Annotated in this window: 14 protein-coding genes and 1 tRNA gene; 8 read left to right on the forward strand and 7 right to left on the reverse strand. The window is 34.7% G+C overall.

Annotation, left to right across the window (positions count from 1 at the left end):
- Nucleotides 1-86 precede the first annotated feature (86 nt).
- Nucleotides 87-596, reverse strand: a complete 510-nt coding sequence (locus tag ABJH98_RS06540) for a pathogenesis-related family 1 protein (RefSeq protein ID WP_348306831.1) — start codon at nucleotides 594-596, stop codon at nucleotides 87-89.
- Between the two features lie 176 nt (nucleotides 597-772).
- On the opposite strand from ABJH98_RS06540, the gene ABJH98_RS06545 reads away from it, so the two are divergent.
- Nucleotides 773-1369 (forward strand): EF-hand domain-containing protein, encoded by a 597-nt coding sequence (locus ABJH98_RS06545; protein WP_348306832.1) that lies wholly within the window; start codon nucleotides 773-775, stop codon nucleotides 1367-1369.
- A 163-nt stretch (nucleotides 1370-1532) separates the two neighbouring features.
- On the opposite strand, the gene ABJH98_RS06550 is transcribed toward ABJH98_RS06545, so the two are convergent.
- Nucleotides 1533-1606 (reverse strand) — tRNA-Asp (locus ABJH98_RS06550).
- A 272-nt stretch (nucleotides 1607-1878) separates the two neighbouring features.
- Here ABJH98_RS06550 and ABJH98_RS06555 point away from each other — a divergent pair.
- Nucleotides 1879-3678 carry an acyl-CoA dehydrogenase gene (locus ABJH98_RS06555; RefSeq protein ID WP_348306833.1) on the forward strand — a complete coding sequence of 600 codons (1800 nt, stop codon included), beginning with the start codon at nucleotides 1879-1881 and terminating at the stop codon, nucleotides 3676-3678.
- A 298-nt stretch (nucleotides 3679-3976) separates the two neighbouring features.
- Here ABJH98_RS06555 and ABJH98_RS06560 read toward each other — a convergent pair whose 3' ends face one another.
- The 5 genes from ABJH98_RS06560 to ABJH98_RS06580 all read right to left on the reverse strand — a co-directional run bounded on the left by ABJH98_RS06560 (nucleotide 3977) and on the right by ABJH98_RS06580 (nucleotide 8732).
- Nucleotides 3977-4219, reverse strand: a complete 243-nt coding sequence (locus ABJH98_RS06560) for a hypothetical protein (RefSeq protein WP_348306834.1) — start codon at nucleotides 4217-4219, stop codon at nucleotides 3977-3979.
- Between the two features lie 34 nt (nucleotides 4220-4253).
- Nucleotides 4254-5534: a response regulator gene (locus tag ABJH98_RS06565; protein WP_348306835.1), complete on the reverse strand. Its 1281-nt coding sequence runs from the start codon at nucleotides 5532-5534 to the stop codon at nucleotides 4254-4256.
- Nucleotides 5535-5554: 20 nt separating this feature from the next.
- Nucleotides 5555-7453 (reverse strand): ATP-binding protein, encoded by a 1899-nt coding sequence (locus ABJH98_RS06570; RefSeq protein ID WP_348306836.1) that lies wholly within the window; start codon nucleotides 7451-7453, stop codon nucleotides 5555-5557.
- A gap of 26 nt (nucleotides 7454-7479) precedes the next feature.
- Nucleotides 7480-8043, reverse strand: coding sequence for a hypothetical protein (locus ABJH98_RS06575; RefSeq protein ID WP_348306837.1), 564 nt, complete (start codon nucleotides 8041-8043; stop codon nucleotides 7480-7482).
- A 107-nt stretch (nucleotides 8044-8150) separates the two neighbouring features.
- Nucleotides 8151-8732, reverse strand: a complete 582-nt coding sequence (locus tag ABJH98_RS06580) for a SiaB family protein kinase (RefSeq protein ID WP_348306838.1) — start codon at nucleotides 8730-8732, stop codon at nucleotides 8151-8153.
- Between the two features lie 472 nt (nucleotides 8733-9204).
- Between ABJH98_RS06580 and ABJH98_RS06585 the strand changes: the two genes are divergently transcribed.
- The 6 genes from ABJH98_RS06585 (at nucleotide 9205) to ABJH98_RS06610 (ending at nucleotide 21326) form a co-directional block, all read left to right on the forward strand.
- The gene (locus ABJH98_RS06585; RefSeq protein WP_348306839.1) at nucleotides 9205-10347 is read left to right on the forward strand and encodes a hypothetical protein; all 1143 of its coding nucleotides are present in this window, start codon (nucleotides 9205-9207) and stop codon (nucleotides 10345-10347) included.
- A gap of 4 nt (nucleotides 10348-10351) precedes the next feature.
- Nucleotides 10352-12289, forward strand: a complete 1938-nt coding sequence (thrS, locus tag ABJH98_RS06590) for a threonine--tRNA ligase (RefSeq protein WP_348306840.1) — start codon at nucleotides 10352-10354, stop codon at nucleotides 12287-12289.
- A gap of 73 nt (nucleotides 12290-12362) precedes the next feature.
- Nucleotides 12363-13730, forward strand: coding sequence for a tRNA uridine-5-carboxymethylaminomethyl(34) synthesis GTPase MnmE (gene mnmE, locus ABJH98_RS06595; RefSeq protein ID WP_348306841.1), 1368 nt, complete (start codon nucleotides 12363-12365; stop codon nucleotides 13728-13730).
- Nucleotides 13731-14123: 393 nt separating this feature from the next.
- Nucleotides 14124-15872: a hypothetical protein gene (locus ABJH98_RS06600; protein WP_348306842.1), complete on the forward strand. Its 1749-nt coding sequence runs from the start codon at nucleotides 14124-14126 to the stop codon at nucleotides 15870-15872.
- Between the two features lie 388 nt (nucleotides 15873-16260).
- The gene (locus ABJH98_RS06605) at nucleotides 16261-17307 is read left to right on the forward strand and encodes a competence protein CoiA family protein (protein ID WP_348306843.1); all 1047 of its coding nucleotides are present in this window, start codon (nucleotides 16261-16263) and stop codon (nucleotides 17305-17307) included.
- A 500-nt stretch (nucleotides 17308-17807) separates the two neighbouring features.
- The gene (locus ABJH98_RS06610) at nucleotides 17808-21326 is read left to right on the forward strand and encodes an SIR2 family protein (protein WP_348306844.1); all 3519 of its coding nucleotides are present in this window, start codon (nucleotides 17808-17810) and stop codon (nucleotides 21324-21326) included.
- The last annotated feature ends 62 nt before the right edge of the window (nucleotides 21327-21388 follow it).

The raw sequence follows: 21388 nt of genomic DNA on the forward strand, positions 1-21388 counted from the left end.
TTTAACCGTTTGATTACTTCAAACTTACAGCCAGATCTCAGATATTTTATTGATGTATTTGTGTAGAAAAAATGATTTTAGTCATGTCAATAGGGCTGCTCTCCTATGAAGTTTCCTGGTGGATCATATTGGCATACCCAAATATCCAACCCATCGCAAGTGGCTACACCACAACCTACTTGAGTGGTATTCTTCCACACGATTTGGGTGTAATGTCCACAGTCCTTATCTGTAGCACAAGTGTTGGATTCGTAATTATAGTCAGTGATTTCAGAACCCCAACTATTTACCACATCCGTAGGTTCGAAAGCTCCTTCGGTGCCAGCCCAGATGTTTTCTCCATACTCTCCTCCTGAATGTTTGAATTCGCAGTTGGAAGCCAGTTCATCTGCCCATGCTTGTGCAGAAGTGGCTATCTCCTCCGACCAAGTGATATTTGAGATGCCAACATCACTTCTATAACTGTTATGTGCAACTAGAATCTCCTGAATCACAGCGTCCTCTAGCGTATTGTTTAATTCTTCGTTGGTGTCATCATCTGATCCACAGCCGAATAATAAATGACACAGTATAATAATAAAGAAAGTATTCTTCATCTTGTTGGTAATGGTTTTTAGCAAAGTAAACAATTCTAGCGTATCATTCCATTAGTTATTTACGGTCAGAGAGAATGATTTTTAATAATTATGAATGGACTGAATTAGCATAATAGTTTAGAAGTTTCAATGTCTTAAATTATAGGAAGTAGCCTTTATTTTCTTTACTTTGGGGAATGCTTTCTTCCGTTTTAACCCAAAAATTCACACATCTTTTCAAGATTCTGGATTTTGATCATGATGGTTTACTACAGCGTCGAGATTTTCAGAGCCTCGGAGACAATGTAGCTATTTTCAGGTGTCTGATGCCTCCTTCTGAAATAGAAGATTTTATCACAGCACGAGGCCAAGATTTTTGGAATCAATTGACAGCATTTCTTGCCAATCAAGAACCAAGTAGATGCAATTTGACCAATTGGTTGAAGTATCTGGAAGCTATTGCAGTCGATGAAATCTATGGTAAGTTCGATGAAATTGCGAAGCAAATTGCAGATGATATTTTCTATATTTATGACAAGGATCATAACAATTTCCTGTCTAAACAAGAGTATATGTGCTTCTTCGTCTCTTTGAGGGTGGAAATCAAATTCATTGACATTTGTTTTAAGAAATTGGATTTGAATGGTGATCTTCAGCTAAGTAAGGATGAATTAGCTTCGGCTATTGTTGACTTCTTCACGAGTGAGGATACGAAAAAACCAGGTAATCTACTTTTTGGGAATCCCGAAACCTATCAGTTTGATACACGAAAAACTGTTTTTACAGAAGCGTAGAGGCTAGCTATTTTAATAAAATGAATAAAAGTCGATTATAAAAAAGAGTCATTTCTCCCCAGAGATGCGGGCTCATCCAAAAGGAAACTTATCAGAACTAATTTTATTAAAAATCGGGTATAAAAAAAGCACTTACAAATTAATGTAAGTGCTTGATAATCAGCGGAACGGACGGGATTCGAACCCGCGACCTCCTGCGTGACAGGCAGGCATTCTAACCAGCTGAACTACCGCTCCTGATTGCAATTTCGGGCTTTATTTCCCTCAAATGCGATGCAAAAGTAGAGGCAATAAATCTATTATCCAACTACTAGATAAGAATATTTTTAAAATAATTTTTATGTGATTTTATTCGTGGCAAATGAGTCGATTTTGTCCGCTAACTAAGAGGTTATAAATCAGGAGCTTTAGCTATTTTATAGACGAAGTTTCAGGATTAATTTGAATATCAACGGCCATTCAATTATCTTCATTCTGAATTGTAAAGAATAATAATTACCAAAAATATCATGTCAGAATATTACTCTCGCCGAAACCTTGATTTTATGCTCAAAGAGGTATTTGATCTTGAATCTCTTTTAAAATTAGATATCTATAAGAAACATGATCTCGATGGAGTAAAAATGATATTAGATACCGCTGGACAGTTGGCTGATAAGGAGATGAGGCCATACAATGAAGAGATGGATCGGAAAGATCCTGATTTTCAAGAGGGAAAGGTAAAAGTGCATCCTCAAATCAGAAAACTACTTAAAAAGTTTGGAGAAGGAGGCTGGATATCGGCAAATGCTAGTGAGGAAGTAGGAGGGCAGCAACTACCTATTATCGTGTCGTCATGTGCTCAATTTATTTTTGGAGCTGCGAATTATTCTGCAAGTGTTTATCCTTTTTTGACTGCTGGAGCTGCCAGATTGATTGAAGAGCATGGCTCTGAGCAATTGAAAAGTACGTACGTACCAAAATTGTACAATGGATCCTGGCAGGGTACTATGGCCATGACAGAGCCTGATGCTGGAAGTTCTTTATCTGATGTAAAGACCACAGCAGAACCCCTTGACGATAAAGGGACGGTTTATAGCATTCAGGGGCAAAAGATATTTATATCCGCTGGTGATCATGATGCCGTTGGCAATGTGGTGCATTTAATGTTAGCACGAATAAAAGGAGCACCAGAAGGAACAAAAGGACTGTCTCTTTTTGTAGTTCCTCAGAAACGTTTTACTGAAGACGACCAAGTGGTTATGAATGATGTGACAACCACAGGAATGTACCATAAAATGGGCTATAAGGCTGCGCCTATTGTTCATCTGAGCTTTGGTGAAAAGAAAAGATGTTTCGGGTATTTAATTGGTAAACCCAATGAAGGTCTTACCTATATGTTCCAAATGATGAATGAGGCCAGAATAGGGGTTGGTTTGAGTGCTGCATCTATCGGTTCTGCTGCGTATTATTCGTCTTTGAATTATGCGAAAGAACGACCACAAGGTAGGAAGTTAGATGAAAAGGATCCAAGTACTCCTCAAATCAACATTATCGAACATGCTGATGTTAGAAGAATGTTGTTTTTTCAAAAATCAGTGGTGGAGGGTTCTCTTTCATTATTACTCCAATGTGCGCATTATGCTGATATGGCTAAAGCTGGAAAGGAAGAGATAAAAGAAATTTACAGACTCACATTAGACCTTTTGACGCCTGTAGCTAAGAGTTACCCAAGTGAAATGGGAATTCTTTCTACATCTGCGGCTATTCAGATTTTAGGAGGAGCAGGCTACTGCAAGGATTTTCCTGTGGAGCAGTATTTTCGCGAAATGAGGATTCATACTATTCATGAAGGAACCACAGGGATACATGGAATAGACTTGCTTGGTAGAAAAATTATTATGGGTGGGGGTATTGCCTTTAGAGCTTTTACGGAAGAAGTTTCTAAAACCATAAAGAAAGTGAAATTAGAAGTCATAGAGCTCTCGAAATATGGAGAGAAACTCAATGATGCGTTGTTCAGACTTCAGAATATTACAATGAAGCTTTCAACCATTGCCATGAAAGAAAAGAAGGAAGTATTCTTAATGGATGCTACGCTGTATTTAGAGTTATTTGGTGTAGTGGCTATAGGTTGGCAATGGCTGTTGCAAGCCATTCCTTGTCAGATCGCTGTCAATGAAAATAGGGGAGATGAGTTTTACAATAGCAAGTTGCATACCATGCGGTATTATTTTGAATATGAATTACCTAAGACCGAAGCTATTATCGCCAGACTCAATAGCTCTGACCGTCTCCTTCTTGAAATAGAAAGCAAAGACATATTATAGTCAAAACCTGTTGCTTAATGTAAACGGTATCTGACTTTTTTAACCCTCTTTCTGTGTTTATCCCTTTTAGGATTGTATGCAAAAATCCTCTTTTTAGGTTTCATTACAGTTATTTTGGAGCTGTTTCTACTCGTACTACAGCTTGTCAAGGCAGGGCTTAGAATTATCAAGAGCGATAATAATAAAACTGTTTTTTTATTATTCAAGGATAGGGAGATTTAATGGTGTGCATAAAAAAAGCTTCACATAAGGAAGCTTTAGATATTTTTTACGGAGCAAAATAAGTACGCTAAACAGATTAAGAAATTTTCTCCAGAACTTCTTTTGGAAAAGTTATTTTATAAACGGTGTCTAGTGAGTTGGTGAAAAGTTGAAATTCCTCGTCTCCAAATGTTAAATCTGGGGCAGGATCCTCTAAAGCATTGAGCTCGAATCCTCTGTCTCTCATTTCTGGGAGTATCTTTATAATGATTCTTTGCCATGCTAAAGGCGTTATGCTCTTATTGCACCAATTCTTCAATGTCAAAACCTTAATCTTCATATAGAGCCGCTTTTATTTTGCAAATATTGTCAAATTATATCTTAATTCCCATGACCATTATGTCATCGGTCTGTTTTTCTTCACCTTTCCACTCAGTTAATACTTTTTCAAGCATATCCCTTTGTTTGTCCATCGATTGATCCAAGCCTGATTCAATGCTTTCTGTTAGCCTAGCAACGGTAAATTTCTTATTATCTGGCCCTCCAAACTGATCTTGGAATCCATCAGAGAACATATAGAATGACGTTTCTCCTTTTGTGTAAGCCAACTTATGAGTGGTGTAATTTCTTTCTTGATCCAAATAACCACCTAAAGAAATTCTATCACCTTTCACAGTTTTAATTTTTCCTTTGTCAGAATAGAGTAGGTTTTGCTGAGCACCTGCAAAGAATAACTCTGAATTGTTTTCGTCAATGATCATGATACTTGCGTCCATGCCATGATGATTGTTGTTTTCAGATTGATTCAAGATATCTTGTATACCTATATTGAGGTTATCAAGAATTTCTCCTGCATCAGTAATTTCATGTTCATAAACGATTTGATTAAGTAATGATTCTCCAATCATACTCATCAAAGCGCCTGCTACACCATGTCCGGTACAATCTACTGAAGCAATGAATTTATAGTTTACTTCTTCCGATTCAAAATCAGCAAACCAGTAAAAATCTCCACTAACTACATCTAATGGTTTAAAGAGAATAAAGAAGTCAGTGAATGCTTCTTTGATGGTTTCTGGAGACATAAGCATAGCATTCTGAATGGTCATAGCATATTTAATACTATCCATCAGACGCTTATTTACTTCAGCGAGCTCCTTGGTTCTAAGTTCTACCTTTTCTTCCAATCCGCTGTTGGCTTTTTCCAACTGTCGGATCAATTTCATTTTATCACTTTTCAACTCATAGGCTTCTAGCGCTTTGTCAATAGTGAGCTTCATCTCACCTTTGTCCCATGGCTTGGTGATGTATTTGTAGATGCCACATTTGTTCACCGCTTTTACAATGGCTTCAATGTCAGCAAATCCAGTTAAAATCATGCGAATGACATCAGGAAACTCAGGAAGCACTTTTTCAAGCAATTCTGTTCCTGTCATTTCAGGCATTTTCTGGTCAGTGATCAGGCACTGAATGTCATGTTCGCGAAGCATTTCAATCGCCTCATTTCCACCTGGAGCTGTGAGTACATTGTACTCTCTTTTAAAAGCCATTCTAAAGATTCTAAGGTTACTTTCCTCATCATCTACATAAAGAATGGTGTATTTCTTTTTGCTCTTGACTGCTGTATCTTCAACTGGAGTTTGAACTTCTTCCATGTGTTATCTTACTTCTAAAATTATGCTTTTTGAGATTCGGAAACCTTTTCTTCCTCTGAGGACTTATCCATGTGCTTTGGAATTAAGATAGAGAACTCAGTTCCTTTTCCTTCTTCACTGTTACAATAAATGTTTCCACCATGCTTTTCTACGATACCAAAGGTAATAGACATACCTAATCCCGTTCCAATACCCACAGGTTTAGTAGTAAAGAAGGGTTCGAAGATTCTCCTTTTAACTTGTTCTGACATTCCAGCGCCATTGTCTTTGATTTTGATCATTACATGCTGATCCTGATTCTCTGTATAGAGTTGAACTTCACCATCTTTTCTATCATCAGGAATGGCTTGAATACCATTGTTTAGGATATTCATAAATACCTGGTTCAACTGGCCAGGGAAACAATTGATGTCCGAAATGGAATCATCATAGAATTTCTTGATATTGATTTTATTTTTGGTTTTGTTACGAAGTAGGACAAGGGTGGCATCCAAGGCATCATTTACGTTGGCTGGCTTCATTTCCTCTTCATCGAGTCTGGAGAAGACTCTCAGACCTTTCACAATTTCTATGGTTCTAACGGCACCTTTTTTAATATCCGATACCAATTCCTTTAAATCACTCAAAAGGTCATCGTATGCATACTCTTCTTTCAATTCTTTGATTTCTGCAAGTGTAGCTTTATAGTCTTCACTATTTTCTACATCATCATACTTTTCGACAATAGATATCAAATCATCAAGAGATACTTTTAGTGTATCAATTCCATTATACACGAAATTGATTGGATTATTAATCTCATGTGCTATACCCGCAGTCAACTGGCCAAGTGATGCCATTTTTTCAGATTGTACCAATTGAGATTGTGTACTCTTCAGGTTTTCCAACGTCTGTGTCAGTTCTTCCTTACTGTCTTGCTCCACTGTCAATGCTGATTTCAATTTGTTCTCAGCGATCATCAATCTTTCGGTTGCTTCTAATTGTTCTTCAGCAATATTTCTCATTCGCTCCTCAGAATATTTTACTCTGTCGTAGGCTTTTCTGAGTTCTTCCTGAACGCGGATGAGTTTTTCATTTACTTCGATTTGCTTTCTGGAACTTTTTAGAATTTCTTGCTCAGAAAGTTTTAGTTTTTTGTTTCGTTGCTCTAAGGCGCGCTGGGAGAGGATTAGTTTTTCGTTCACTTCAAGCTGCTTTTCAGCGCTGCTTCTTAGCTCTTCTTCAGATCGTTGTAGTTTAACAAATGCTTCGTTCGCCGTCAAGAAATTCTTATAGGCCAAGTTTACTGCAGGACGGAAAATGAACGATGCCTGAATCAAAAGTAACGCTATAATTGATATAGTGATTATGTATTCAAACCTAGAGAAACCTCCTTTGTTTGTTCTGGCTTCTGATTGATAAAGGGCAGCTAATCTACTAGCATCTTCTGCAAACCTTCTTTGTGCATCCACATTGTCAACCGCTCTTGTCAAAATGAGGTTTTTATCATCTTCCGGATCTGTATAACTAACACCCAGTACTTCATTTCCGACATCCCTAATCTCACGGAATGAACGATCCATTTCAGCAAGCATTTTAGTTGCTTCTTCAGAGTTTTCAGTTCCATTCAAACCATATTTTGGATTTCCTCTTGTTAATGCTCTTTGGATTTCGGTGAATTCATCAACAGCTGGCTTCAAACGCCTTTTGACCACATTGAAGTTCGTTTCACTGCTTTTTATCTTATCTAGATTGATTTGAGCAATATTTTTTGAAATCTCTTCACTGAGTGTAGCCATCCTCTGAGCTAGATTTACCATTATAGCATCATCTTGATTTACTCGAATTGCTTTTTGTACGCTTAACTGTCCGATACCTAATGCAATGATTACAAGTATCAATGTCAGTATGTATGATCGTATCAGGTTATCCTTTTTCATAACAAGAATGCTTTTGTTAAATTAATTTAAGCTGCTCCTTTACTTTTAAGAAACGAAAACTGGTTTTTTCCTTCTGAGCTGTTTTGTATAGCTGCTCCAGAATGATTTGAGCCAAGAATTTTTTTCTTACTCTGTTTAGTAAAGTAACCTTCTAATTTAGATTCAAAGAATTTTAAAGAAATGGCTATTATAAGCATCACTCCAATCCCAACATAATTACTCCCATTGGCCCAATCATCAATCACTGGTTCTAGAAATAGTTGTTCAGAAATGAATAAAATCACAAATAACCCAAAAAGTATTCTTGTGGCCTTTTTTCCCATCGTCATCTTGTCCAGCTGATCGATGGTTACTTCTAATTCTCCGTTTTTCTTATGAATCTCAACATTTTGAGATTTGATTTTTTGGTTGGCGTGGTCTAATTTTTTCTGTAGTCGGTCACTGATTCGAGTGATTACTTTACTTTGATCTAGAAGGTCTTTGTAGTGCATGGCAATGCCTACAGCGTCTTCAAGATTGACATCCTTCTTTTTGACTTTTCCTACATACTCAGAAAGTATCTTTTGTTCTTCGTGATAAAGCTCTTTCATTTCAGTTTAACGTTACTACATTCTCCTCCACCTAATTCCAGTCCCAAGTCTGACGTATGTAATGAATGTTTGATATTTTTATTAAAGTTGATCATTTGAATCAAGGCTTATGAGGCCTCGGCTAATTTTTTTTCTACTTCTCTAGATACTCTGATCTGAAATGTAAAGTAAGAATACTCATTATTTACTTGATGAAATTCATAAGACAACTTTTGACCTGTTTTTCTAGCTATTTCTACAAAACCTAGTCCTGCGGTGCCTTTGTCTGAAAACTCACCATTATATAGAATTTCTTTGTATAGTTTCTTCAACCCATCTTTGTCCAAAGCATTGATATTATCCAGTTTGGATTTAATGGTGTTTATTTTTGTATTGGGAATAAAGTTACCAGTCATAATATTGTAGAACTTCTTTCTGGCCGTAACTAACAACAACCCTGATTTAGAATCATAGGTGTCAATTTGATTAGTTTCGTCGGCTACTTCGTCCATATGGTGGTAGAGATTTTGAATACATTCCGTAGCAGCACCGTAAAATTTCTTCTTTATTATCCTATCAGACTCCATTTCAGTAATTCTGCCGTCTAATGTCTCAATAATAGAAGTGACCAAGTCAAAAGTGACTTCACCTTTATACATCAAAATAATATTGGTGTCGTATATGTTTTTATATCTCTTTAATAAATCCATTCTTTCCATTTGTCTCTTGAAAATCAAGGAAAAACTGCTTTTAAATTTGTGCTAATTTTTCATTTTCAAAAGTAAAGATACCGCATCAATCAGTAATTCAATAATTTACACACATAAATTGGATTATTCAAAGAAAACATCTGCTATTTAATTGTCGATAATAAAATACGCTTGCATTTTGTCGATAAGCAATTGTTGAAATGAGTTTCAACTTCCTTCTCATAACTAGCCAACCCTTTAATTGATTAAAAATCAATCTTGAATTTTACCAAGTTTTGTTGAGATAACCAAATTTTGAATTTTAAATATCGTTTTTTTAAGTGTTTTGGTAATTGATCATAGGGGGATTACCTATCTTAAAAATTTAAATTTTCAGAAATGTGGTATTGAGGGTAAAAAAGGATTTTTTTGCTCTTTATTACAATACTTAGTCTGTTGATATCGAGTGATTAAAATGAGGAAGTTTTTTTAGATGAAGATTATTGAACTAAACCAATATAGTGTGTTGGCTAATAGATTAAAAATCCATAGCTTTTTTGGGTTTGTATTGTTTGGTATTGCACTTGTATTTCAAAGTTGTGAAACTAGACTCGGTACTGCACCTATTCCAATCATGACGACTAAAGCTGAGCCTCCTTTAGAATCTATTGTAATTAGTAATAGAGAATTAAATTCATTCAACATCAATGAATTAATTCAATATGTGAAGATTCATGAAAATTCAAATTGGGAAAACATCTCAGAAGAGGAAGTTTTAAATTGTCTCAAATTGTCTAACAATGATGTGGAAATACTTCAGTTAGTATCAGATTTCTATCTAACCAAAGGAAACTTAAAAGAGTCGCTTAGATATAACACCGAAGCAGAAAATGGTGGTGCAAATAGTACGGAATTCTATAAAAAAAGAGCGAGCATTTATTCTGCCCTGGGTGAATATGGATTAGCGATTGATTATATCAACAAGGCTGTAATGATCAACGGAAATGATCCAGATATTTATCTGACAAAAGGAGAGGTCTACATGCGGTTGGGAGATTCAGCATCAGCGCTACAGTATAAAGAACAAGCATTCAAACATGATACGAGCAGACAGGATATTGCTTCTGATCTGGCTCATTTGTATGCTAGCACTAAACAAAACCAGAAAGCACATGACTTTGCGGATTTGCTAATTGACGCTGGGTATTTAGAAAGTGAAATGAATTTTTTGAAAGTCGATTTGCTTAGAAAAGACAATCAGGATGATGAAGCCAATCAACTACTGACTAATATGCTTTATTCTGGCGAAGTCAAGGCAGGCGATTTGTTGATTGATTATTATGAATCAAAAAATAATTACGATTCTATGATATTTTATGCCACACAAGTTTTGACCGAGGATAGCTTGAACATGAAAGCATTAAAAGCTAAAGCTTTTTCATTTGATCAAAAAGGATATTTCAGTAGTTCGTTGATGTATTACGATCAAATGTTAACAATTGATTCATTGAATGAAGAAGCTATAGAAGGAATAAGGAAAGTCAATGGAAAAATCGCATATTTGCGCAAATTAAGGGAGCGAAGAGAGGCTATTCCAACTTTCGATTTTGCATCCCCTAGAAAAGAAACGAATTAATAGAATGAGTGACGCTAAAATTAACATTACCCTTCCAGATGGTAGTGTGAAATCAATGGACAAAGGTGCAACCGGAATGGATGTTGCTTTGAGTATAAGTGAAGGCTTGGCTAGAAACGTACTTGCCGCTGAAGTAAATGGAGAAACGTGGGATGCCAATCGACCAATTACTGAAGATGCTACGGTGAGTTTGCTTACCTGGCAGAGTGAAGGCGGAAAATCTACATTTTGGCACTCTTCTGCTCACTTGATGGCGGAAGCACTGGAAGCTTTATACCCTGGAATCAAGCTAGGTATTGGTCCCGCCATTGAAGGTGGATTCTATTATGATATTGATTTTGGAGATCATACTTTTGATTCAGAAAACTTAGGTGTTCTTGAAAACAAAATGCTGGAATTGGCTCGCCAAAAAAACGAATATATCCGTAAGGACATTTCTAAATCTGACGCTGTAGCCTATTTCAAAGAAAAAGGAGATGAGTACAAATTAGATTTGCTTGAAGGCTTAGAAGATGGAAGTATTACTTTTTATGAACAGGGTAATTTCACTGACTTATGTAAAGGGCCACATATTCCTAATACTGGCTTTATCAAAGCCGTAAAAGTACTTAACGTAGCAGGTGCTTATTGGAGAGGAGATGAAAAGAACAAGCAATTGACTCGACTTTATGCCGTGTCATTTCCTAAACAAAAGGAACTCAAAGAGCATTTGGAATTGCTCGAAGAAGCAAAAAAGAGAGATCACAGAAAGCTAGGCAAGGAACTTGAGCTTTTTACATTTTCTGAAAAAGTAGGGCAGGGGTTGCCATTGTGGTTGCCAAAAGGAACTATGCTTCGTGAGCGATTGGAGCAGTTTATGAGAAAAGCTCAAATCAAAGCGGGTTATAGCCCTGTGATTACGCCGCATATTGGCAACAAGGAATTGTATGTGACCTCTGGGCATTACGAAAAATATGGAGAGGATTCGTTTCAACCGATTGGTACACCACATGAAGGCGAAGAGTTTTTCTTAAAGCCTATGAATTGTCCACACCATTGTGAGATTTATAAATCAAAGCCTCACTCGTATAAAGATTTGCCTATTCGTTTTGCCGAATTTGGCACCGTGTATAGATATGAGCAAAGTGGTGAACTTCATGGTTTGACAAGGGTAAGAGGATTTACTCAAGATGATGCGCACATCTTTTGTACGCCAGATCAGGTAAAAGAAGAATTCACTAAAGTGATCGACTTGGTGCTATATACTTTTAAAGCACTTGGATTTGAAGATTATACGGCCCAGATTTCACTCAGAGATCCAGAAAACAAGGCTAAATATATAGGTAGTGACGAAAACTGGGAGAAAGCGGAACGAGCGATCGTGGAAGCAGCAGAAGAGAAAGGACTCAATACGGTGACCGAATACGGCGAAGCAGCCTTTTATGGTCCTAAACTTGATTTTATGGTCAAGGATGCCTTGCGAAGAAGCTGGCAATTGGGAACGATTCAGGTAGATTATAATTTGCCTGAGCGATTTGAGTTGGAGTATATAGGAGCGGACAACGCCCGTCACAGACCAGTGATGCTTCATAGAGCCCCATTTGGTTCTTTAGAGCGTTTCGTAGCCGTATTGACTGAGCACTGCGGTGGAAATTACCCGTTATGGTTGACCCCAGATCAAATAGCCGTACTTCCAATTTCCGAAAAATATGCTGATTATGCACAGGAAGTATTTTCACTCATGGAGGAAAGTGATATCCGTGGATTCATCGACCATAGAGATGAAAAAATAGGGAGAAAAATCAGAGATGCGGAAACCAAGAAAATCCCATTCATGCTGATCGTAGGAGAGAAGGAACAGGAAGAAGGTAAAGTTAGTGCTCGACGTCATGGAGAAGGTGATTTGGGTAGCTTCACTAAAGATGAATTTATTTCTCTCTTTAGAAAAGCTGCGACTATTTAGTCATAATTTATTAAAAGTATAAAGTGAATAGCGAGTGGTATCATCTCTCGCTATTTGTGTTTAATATTGAACCATGCGAACAAATCACAGTGATACAATCGTTGCTTTAGCTACAGCACCAGGCGTTGGAGCTATTGCTGTTATTCGCTTGTCTGGTAGCGATTGTGTATCTGTTGTGTCACCTTTATTTTCTGGAAAGGACCTCACTAAGCAGGCTTCTCATACCATTCATTTTGGAAATCTGATGGATGGAGATATGATTGTGGATGAAGTTTTGATTTCATTATTTATTGCTCCTCATTCCTTTACAAAGGAAAATAGCATAGAAATTTCCTGCCATGGGTCCCCTTATATAGTCAATAGAATCATTCAACTTCTGGTGAAAAAAGGTGCTCGATTGGCAGAGCCTGGCGAATTTACTCAACGAGCTTATATCAATGGGCGATTCGATTTGGCGCAAGCTGAAGCAGTAGCAGATCTGATTGCATCTGAAAACGAAGCTGCTCACGCCACAGCATTGAATCAAATGCGTGGTGGAATTTCCAATGAAATTAAAAACTTAAGAGAGAAGCTGGTACATTTTGCCTCCATGATCGAGTTGGAATTGGACTTTTCTGAAGAAGACGTGGAGTTTGCCAGTAGAGAAGAACTAAAAGCTTTGATTGAGAAAATTGATGTGGTGCTGGTGCTGCTGATAGATAGTTTTCAATTGGGCAATGTGATCAAAAATGGTGTGCCAGTGGTGATCGTAGGTAAGCCGAATGCTGGAAAATCCACTTTGCTCAATGCCTTGCTAGAAGAAGAGAAGGCCATTGTTTCTGATATTGCTGGGACTACTCGAGACATTATCGAAGATGAGCTGAATATTCGTGGCGTTAAGTTTAGATTCATTGATACGGCCGGTCTTAGAGAAACCAAGGATCAAATAGAAGCGATTGGGGTAGAACGAGCTGAACAAAAAATGCAGGAGTCGTCGTTGATTATGTATTTGTTTGACTTGGCGACTGAGTCTTTGCCAATTATTCAGCAGACGGAGCAAATGCTGATAGAAAAAGGTAAACCGTATATTTTGGTGGGTAATAAGCTAGATAAAGTGGAAGCAGAAGAAGCTTCGCTGACAACCAACGAACATTACGTCTCCATATCTGCCAAGTCCAAATCAAGAGTAGATCAACTCAAAGATCTGATCTGGTCGAAGAGCCAGATGGATAATTTCAAACCCGGCAATGTGGTAGTCACCAACGCTCGCCACTACCAAAGTCTAGTCAATACCCAAAACTCACTCCACGATGTACTCAGAGGTATCGACAATCAAATCACCAACGACTTCCTGGCTCAAGACATTCGTCATGCTTTACACTTTTTAGGGGAGATCACTGGTGAAATCACCACGGATGATCTGCTGGCTAACATCTTTTCTAAGTTTTGTATCGGTAAGTGAATTTATTTATAAAGAGTATTAATTAGCCTAATTGCCTATTTGACTGAGTATAAAAGTCTGAATGACATTTTCTAATTTTATTGAATGGGAGTGAATAAGGACATCTGAGATTCAAGATTTAATGCAAGACTGCAAAAGAGTGCTTGATGTCTAATTTCTAACAAATTAGCATTACCTATTTCTAATTAATGAATAAATGATTATCTTGAACTAGCAGCATTTAGATAGTATTTCACTTAACCGATACATCTGATGCAATATTCATTTAGCTTCTCTCATTTCAAGTTATGTTTTATAACTTCTTGTCTTTTATGTTTTAATGGATATTCGCAAGTTTCTGATTCAACTGCACTTGTAATAAATAATCTCAGTGATTCGGTTTCGACTGAAAAAATGGATGAAGAAGGTTTGTCCGTTTTAGAAAATGAAGGTTTTTACAATAGAGGATACAACATTGGGTATGACAATGGTTACGATGATGGCTATGAAGATAGTAATGATTCTCAAAATTTAAATATTAAAATCAATGATGAATTTTCGGGTTATTATCCAAATATAGACCCTAGACGATTTGTAATAATCAAGTATAAAGCAAGAATGAACTCTAAGCCAGTGACAATTGGTAGGTGGTCTAAGAATACATTCAATTTATTTACTGATCGAATAGATAAAACAAGTGAAATTCAAATTCAATTTTTAATTGATTCTTTAATCAATACGCCAGATTTCAGTGGTTCCTTATCATTAAGCGCAAAAATTAAAGGAATAAATGGAGAAAGAAATATAGAGGTGAATCCATATTCAATAATTGGTCAAAACCAGACAGGATATGGTATCAAGTCAATATCTGTTCAAGAATTAACAAAAAGGCTTGATAATATAGTTAGTGATATTGAAAAATTTGAGGAGAATTCGTATTTCATTGGTGCTTCAATTTCTACAAAGGAATTGACCGTTGATGAGGCATTTGGATATGATCCAGAATACCAGAAACTTAAAAATCTGTTTGCAAAATTATCAATTAGTAAAGTTGATTCGGTGCAAAGGAAATTAGTTAGAAACTATTTAAGTAATAGCACTAAAACTTTTTATGTATCAGATGTTCAAAGGTATACGTCTTATGAAGATATTATTTTCAAACTACAAGCTTTGGATTTTAATGGGGCGTTAGAATCATATCAACAGTTGTTAGTTCAATTGGGTAAAGCAATTAGAGTAGACGAAACTGAAAAGAGACGAAGGGAAGGTGCATTTGAAAACCTATCTAAGAATCAAGTATTTCTAACTGAAGAAATATATAACTACTTGCAATCTTTTGATAATGTTGGAGAGGATGCAACAAAAGCTTTTTTGAGGCATTTTGGCTTGGATTCTGTGAATTATAATGGATTGGTTTCTCAGATTAAATTATTATCAGATGAGCTTCGAAAAAGCGAGCAAAAATTTTCTCAAGAATCATCAAGTGCTGCTCGAGAAAATTTCAAAGTTGAATTTCAAAAACAAAACAATGCTCTAATTGGATATTTCTCAATCTTGTTAAAAAGTATTTCTTACGATTCCTATTCATTTGGAAAAAATGGAAATGGCCTAACTAACAGTAAAAAAAGAATTGCATATTCAATATATAAAAAGCTTATAGATGCAAAAATTAATATGCTGAATGAAAGTGCCTCAAGTGGCGAGATCATTACAATATATTTAACTTGGGATAATGGAAAAGGTCCGGTGAAAATTCAACTGGCTGATTTTGAAATAAGGGAGACAGGTTGGGAACCAAAAATATTGGATTCATTTTTTCTGGTGAATAGTTATGGTGGAAATGATGATAATCCATCTCCTTCTAAATTTAAAGGTGCTGCTGGAGTATCTTTGTTGATGACATATTTTAAAGAGGGAATAAAAAAGAATGGAGTGCCTAAAACAGATTTTTGGGGAAACTCATTGCAACCTTCTTTTGGAATTAATGTGTCTTATTTAGATATGAGTATTGATAAGGATTTTGAGATTGGGTGCGGTTTTGTAATGGGTTTATTTAATAATAAAGTATTATTCAATTATGGGTACAATCTTCATACAGAAAATACATATTTCGGGTTGGGGTTTAGTTTTGTGAACCTAGCACAGAAAAATGATGAAGACTAATAAGTCAATTCTAAACTTATAAAGCAGATGAATCATCTCAATACCAAAGGCTATTTTCATATCATACTCGGTTATTGACATTCAATTCACCACTGATGATCTGTTGGCCAATATCTTTTCGAAGTTTTGTATCGGGAAGTAGGACTATTTAAAATATTAATAATTCCTTCAATTCTCATCTATACTTACACTAGAACTACTTCAGACGTCATTCTGAGCGCCATTTACTGGAACAAGGGTGTTTATTAGAGAATAACTGGAATATAATTACCAATTTATTATACTCTATATTTCCTTTACAAGGAATGAATTTTGAAAGTTCAATGCCACTTTGATAAAGTAAACTTTCAATAATTACATTTTTTTGATAGTCAAGAAATATGCTTTAATGTCAGTTAGATTAGAACATGCCCATCAATGTATTGAAGGTAGGAAAATATTAGTCTTTATTAATGATGTTGAAGGGGGACTAAAGTGTAACTGTATTTGCCCAAGTTGTGGAACCAAGTTAATTGCCAAAAATAAAGTTGGAAACAAGGTCCAACCTCACTTTCAGCATTATGATACAAAAGAATGTACGAATGCTGTTGAGACTGCACTACACCTTCTTGCTAAAGAGGTTATTGAAGAATCAAGAGAAATAGTCCTGCCATCGTACAAGGAGAAATATCTTGTAAAAGATGAAAAATACAGAGGGTATGGTCCTTTAATAGACCAAGAAAAAGAGTTTTTAAAGCAAAAAAGAGTAAAGGTAATCTCAGTAAAAACAGAAAAAAGCATAGGTAACATAACCCCAGATTTAATAGTGGATGTTGAAGGTAAATCAGTTCTTGTTGAAATATTTGTGACTCATAAAGTTGACCAAGAGAAATTGGTTAAGATTAAGAGTAAAGGATTAGATACAATTGAAATTGATTTACATAGTGAGCAACGTTCAATAACAAAGGATAGTCTGAAGCGAATCTTGCTCAATGGTTCTCGATCAAAATGGATTTACAACAAAAGCCTGATTGAATTAAAACGTCAACACGAAATTTTTCAGAAAAGTGAAATTGAAAATGAAAAACAATTTCGAGATGATGATTTCAAAAGGGTAGAAAAAAAGAGAGAACAAAAAAAGAGAATTCGGCAATCACGAGAAGTATATCTAGCTAAGGCACATAAGTGGATTCAGGTAAAACGTGATATGGAATTATTGAAAATTGAAAAAAAGTATGGGTACTCAATTTTTAAAAAAGTTTCTGAAAATTGGGTATTGGATTGCCCAAAGAGCCCAGAACCTAAAATATTTCAATGTTTAAAATGCGAGTACAATTCACATGTGAAACCAAGGTGGAAAAATTTAGATGAGTTAGGAGAGGATTTATTGTTTGTTAAGTGTTTGTATGATTTGTTCGCTGATAGATATTACAATCATGTGGTGAGAGGTGACTAGATTCAATTAACCTTATCGGGTACATTTCGATACAGAGTTCACGACCTACCTTTCACTGATTAAATCTCCTCTAAACAATGAATCTCATATACTAGTTTTTTTGTAAGTTTTGGTCGTTGATCTTCGTTTTGCCAAACCTCACTTTTAATTTTATACATGAGTTCATCAGGTATAAAGATTCAATTAAAGACGAAAAAACTTAAGGATCATAGACTTAGTTTTTTCCTGAATTTCTCCAATCGGATAGGGAAACGCCTAGTGCTTTTTTTATCTTCTCTTTAATTCTAAGAGAGAGATAATTGCAGTATATAGATATTGAAATAGAAATATTTATATAAATAACTAGTCATACCCAATCCAAATTGGTCATTTCCTATTCTCTTCTTATATTGAGCAAGCTATTGGATTCAGCACCCAATGGTCCCGTCAGTATTTTGAGAGAAGTTAAAAGATCACAATTCCTTTTTATGGAATTATTAACTTCAAAACAAGAATAATAAGTGGAATTACCTAAGGAAATTGTAAAAGCTATTGAAAACAATGACCTCGTCATTTTTGCAGGTGCCGGATTATCAATGAAATTTGGACTACCCGATTGGAGAAACTTGGTAAAGGATATAATCCAGAACTCAGGCAAAAAAGAGTTTGTGCCATTTTTAGAAATTCTTGATAACGGAACCATGAGTCCAGTTGACGTTTTAGAAGTGATTAAGGACGAACATAATGAAGTTAAAAGGTATATTAATAAAAATTTTCATGTAGAAAATGGAGACCTCAAATTACACAAAAATTTACTGGAATTATCCGGGCAAATAATTACCACCAATTATGATGATGCATTCGAACTGGCTGCTGAAGGTAAGATAAATTCCACAATAAGTACTTCGACTTTTAATATTAGTGAAATAAATAAAAGCAAAAATCCTTATATTTTTAATTTACATGGCAGTTATAGAGAGGCTGATAATTGTGTTATTTTCAATAAAGATTATGCTAAACTATACAAGGAAGATAATGCGACAATAAGTAAGCTTAAATCAATTTTCTCTGAAAAAACTATTCTTTTTATTGGATTTGGATTTAAAGATCTAGACCTGAAAAGACTGTTTAGTCACTTGGATCGTATTTTTTCAAATAATAATAGACATTTTGTGATATGTAAGGATGCAAATCCATTTTTATCATATGAATATTTGGAGCCAATTTTAGTTGCTGACTATGAAAAAGAATTAAATGTATTTATTAAGGAGTGTATTGAAATTAAGGAAAAGCATAATTCTTATAATGGGGATGTACTTCAAGATGCTGAACCCAAAGTTGCAAAGATAGCAATTCTACACCCTAATCCATTAGACATTAAAATCCAAAATGAATTGCTACGACTGGTAAGTTGTTTCGACACTTTAGAAGCGAATATCTTTTATGGTTTTTTGAATGCAAAAACACTATCTAGTATAGAAGAATTCGATTTGCTAATTATTGCGACAAAAATATTTAAATCAAAACTTTACATTGAAGATGATTATTTAAAAAGTTCTTTGGTTTCTCAAGAGGAGTTATTGGATTTTATACCAAATGATCTTATACCTGTAGTTTTTATCACTGATAAAGAGATTCCACCAATAGTAGGTAAGAATGCAGTTTACATTTCTACCATAAAACCGAATATTGTCAATAAGTTTATTTTTAAGGGGTTAAATCAAAAACAATTAAATTTTTTTGAAAAAGAAATTAATGTTAATCTAGACAAACTACTTGACGAGAAAATATTTAAGGGAAAAAGCAATAAATTTTCTATATATGGAAATAATCGAAGTCTAACCTTTGGAAAAAGGTCACCGGTCATAGGTAGAGTTGAGGAACAATCAGTAATTGCATCCAAGCTAATTGCAATTAATAAAACAAATAAATTACTCAACATTAAGGCATCAGGTGGTGTAGGAAAAACCACATTAATTAAGAAGGTCGCAAATGAACTCTACAATAGGGGGTATTTCTGTGGTGGTGTTGAATTCATTTCTTGTGAAAATGTAAAATCATACCAGGATTTTGAAGAACTAATTATTCATGGATTCAAATTGAATAATATTATAAATTTTAAAGAATATTTAAGAGAGAATTATGTTTTTGATAAAATTGATTCATTAATTATTCTTGACAATTTTGAAACAGTTGCTAATGCAGTTGGAGAATTAGAATTTTGTGAGGTTTTGGAGTTGCTAAAGTTCTCAATTGATTATACTAACATAGTTATAACTTCAAGAGAAAGAATTAGCTCAGTTGATGATTTTGAAGATGTTTATTCTTTGACCCCATTGATTACAGATGATGCTCTTCAATTATTTGAGAAAGATTATGGAAAGGTCGATAAATTAAATGAGGTGAAAGTATTAAGGGAAGATATTCTTGAAGAACTTTTAAATAACAACCCTTTGGCAATTAAACTAGTCACTAATTCTCGTCCAAGGTTTAGACACATTGATGAGCTTAAAACTCAATTGAAAAATCATTTTTTCGAGTCTACTAATATTGATTATTCTTCTGCATTTAATAATAATGCGGATTTAAATATAGAGAGATCAAAGTCAATTTATCAATCAATTAATTATTCTTATACAACCTTAAAACATAACGAGAAAATTGCATTCGAGCTTCTTAACTTGTTTCCTGATGGAATTAGCCTTTCAAATTTTAAAAAATGTTTTTCTTCGAGGAATTCATCGAATAATCATTTAACGGATAAAGATTTAAGGGTTCTAAGAGATAAATCTTTAGTTGAAGATTATAATGGGACACTGCAACTTCAGCCGATTATAAGACGGTTTGCAATGCAGAGGTTTTCAGAGAGAAATGAAGAATTAAAAATTGATTATTGTATCGATGCATATACATTTAATTGTTTTGTACTTGATGTTATTGAGGCCATAGAAAAGAAAAAATCATTTTCTGAGGCAATGCGATTTTATTCAAGTTATAAAAACAATTTATTGAATGTACTTAGTTATGTATCTGACATTAAATTTCCTGAAGGGAAGGAGGAGAAAAAAAAATATATTCTCAATTACATATATAAGGTTGATGACTATATACATGGTGAAAAACAAATAAATGAATTTCAAGAGGGGTTGGAAATTGTATCTAGTTATTTTTCTGAAATTCCTAACTCGCAACTTTTAATTAAAACTTTAAAGTATAATAAATCATACTTTCATCACGAATTTGATGAGCCTTACAAGGTATTGGAGAAATTACTTCCTGTTGATAAAATTATTGAAAGAAATTTTGAAGAAGAAGATTATAGTGAGAGACGATATAAAAATATCATTTCAAACCTGCATAGTATGGAAGGACATACCTTGAACCTTATAATTTCCCAAATTAAAAATTGGAATTTTGATAGGTTTCTAGATAATCATTTTTTTTATTTAGGTATAATAGAAAATATATCAAGAAAGAAAAATGGATTTTATTACTTTGAGTACGAGTTGATGTTTAATCAATTAGAGGTTGAGAAATTAGAAGAATACATCGATACTTTATTCATGGATGAACACCTTGAAAAGATGCAATGCACATATACGCTTTCAAAGGTTAAAAAAATAGACAAAAAGAATATTCAAAAATTGGTTGTAACAAACCCTTATACTCAAGGTTTAAAACAATTAATGTTTGCATTCGAATCAAACATACCTGAAGATAAAATAAAATATTATCAATCAGCTCTTAAAAACTTAGGACATATTAAATATTACTACTTAGAAGCACTTTATTACTATTGTAAATTTATTGTAAATTTGAGACCTCAGGAGTACGAAGCTTTATTAGAAGAAGCAGTGCTATTATGTGAAAAGTACAAGTATCAATATTTGTTGTTTTTATTTAATCATATCGATTGCAAGGATATCGTTTCCTACGAATATTATTCTGATTTTTACAACCTAGAAAAACTCGAAGAATACGTGATTAAACATAATAATATCTGGGTAGAAAGATATAAGGAATATGAAGACTTGATGTGATTGTAAATTCTTTACCCGTTCCTCTTAGGGTTAACTATCAAAAAAGGTTGTCCGGAGCTCGT

This window comes from Reichenbachiella sp., assembly GCF_039969095.1.
In the GTDB taxonomy this organism is placed as follows: Bacteria; Bacteroidota; Bacteroidia; order Cytophagales; family Cyclobacteriaceae; genus Reichenbachiella.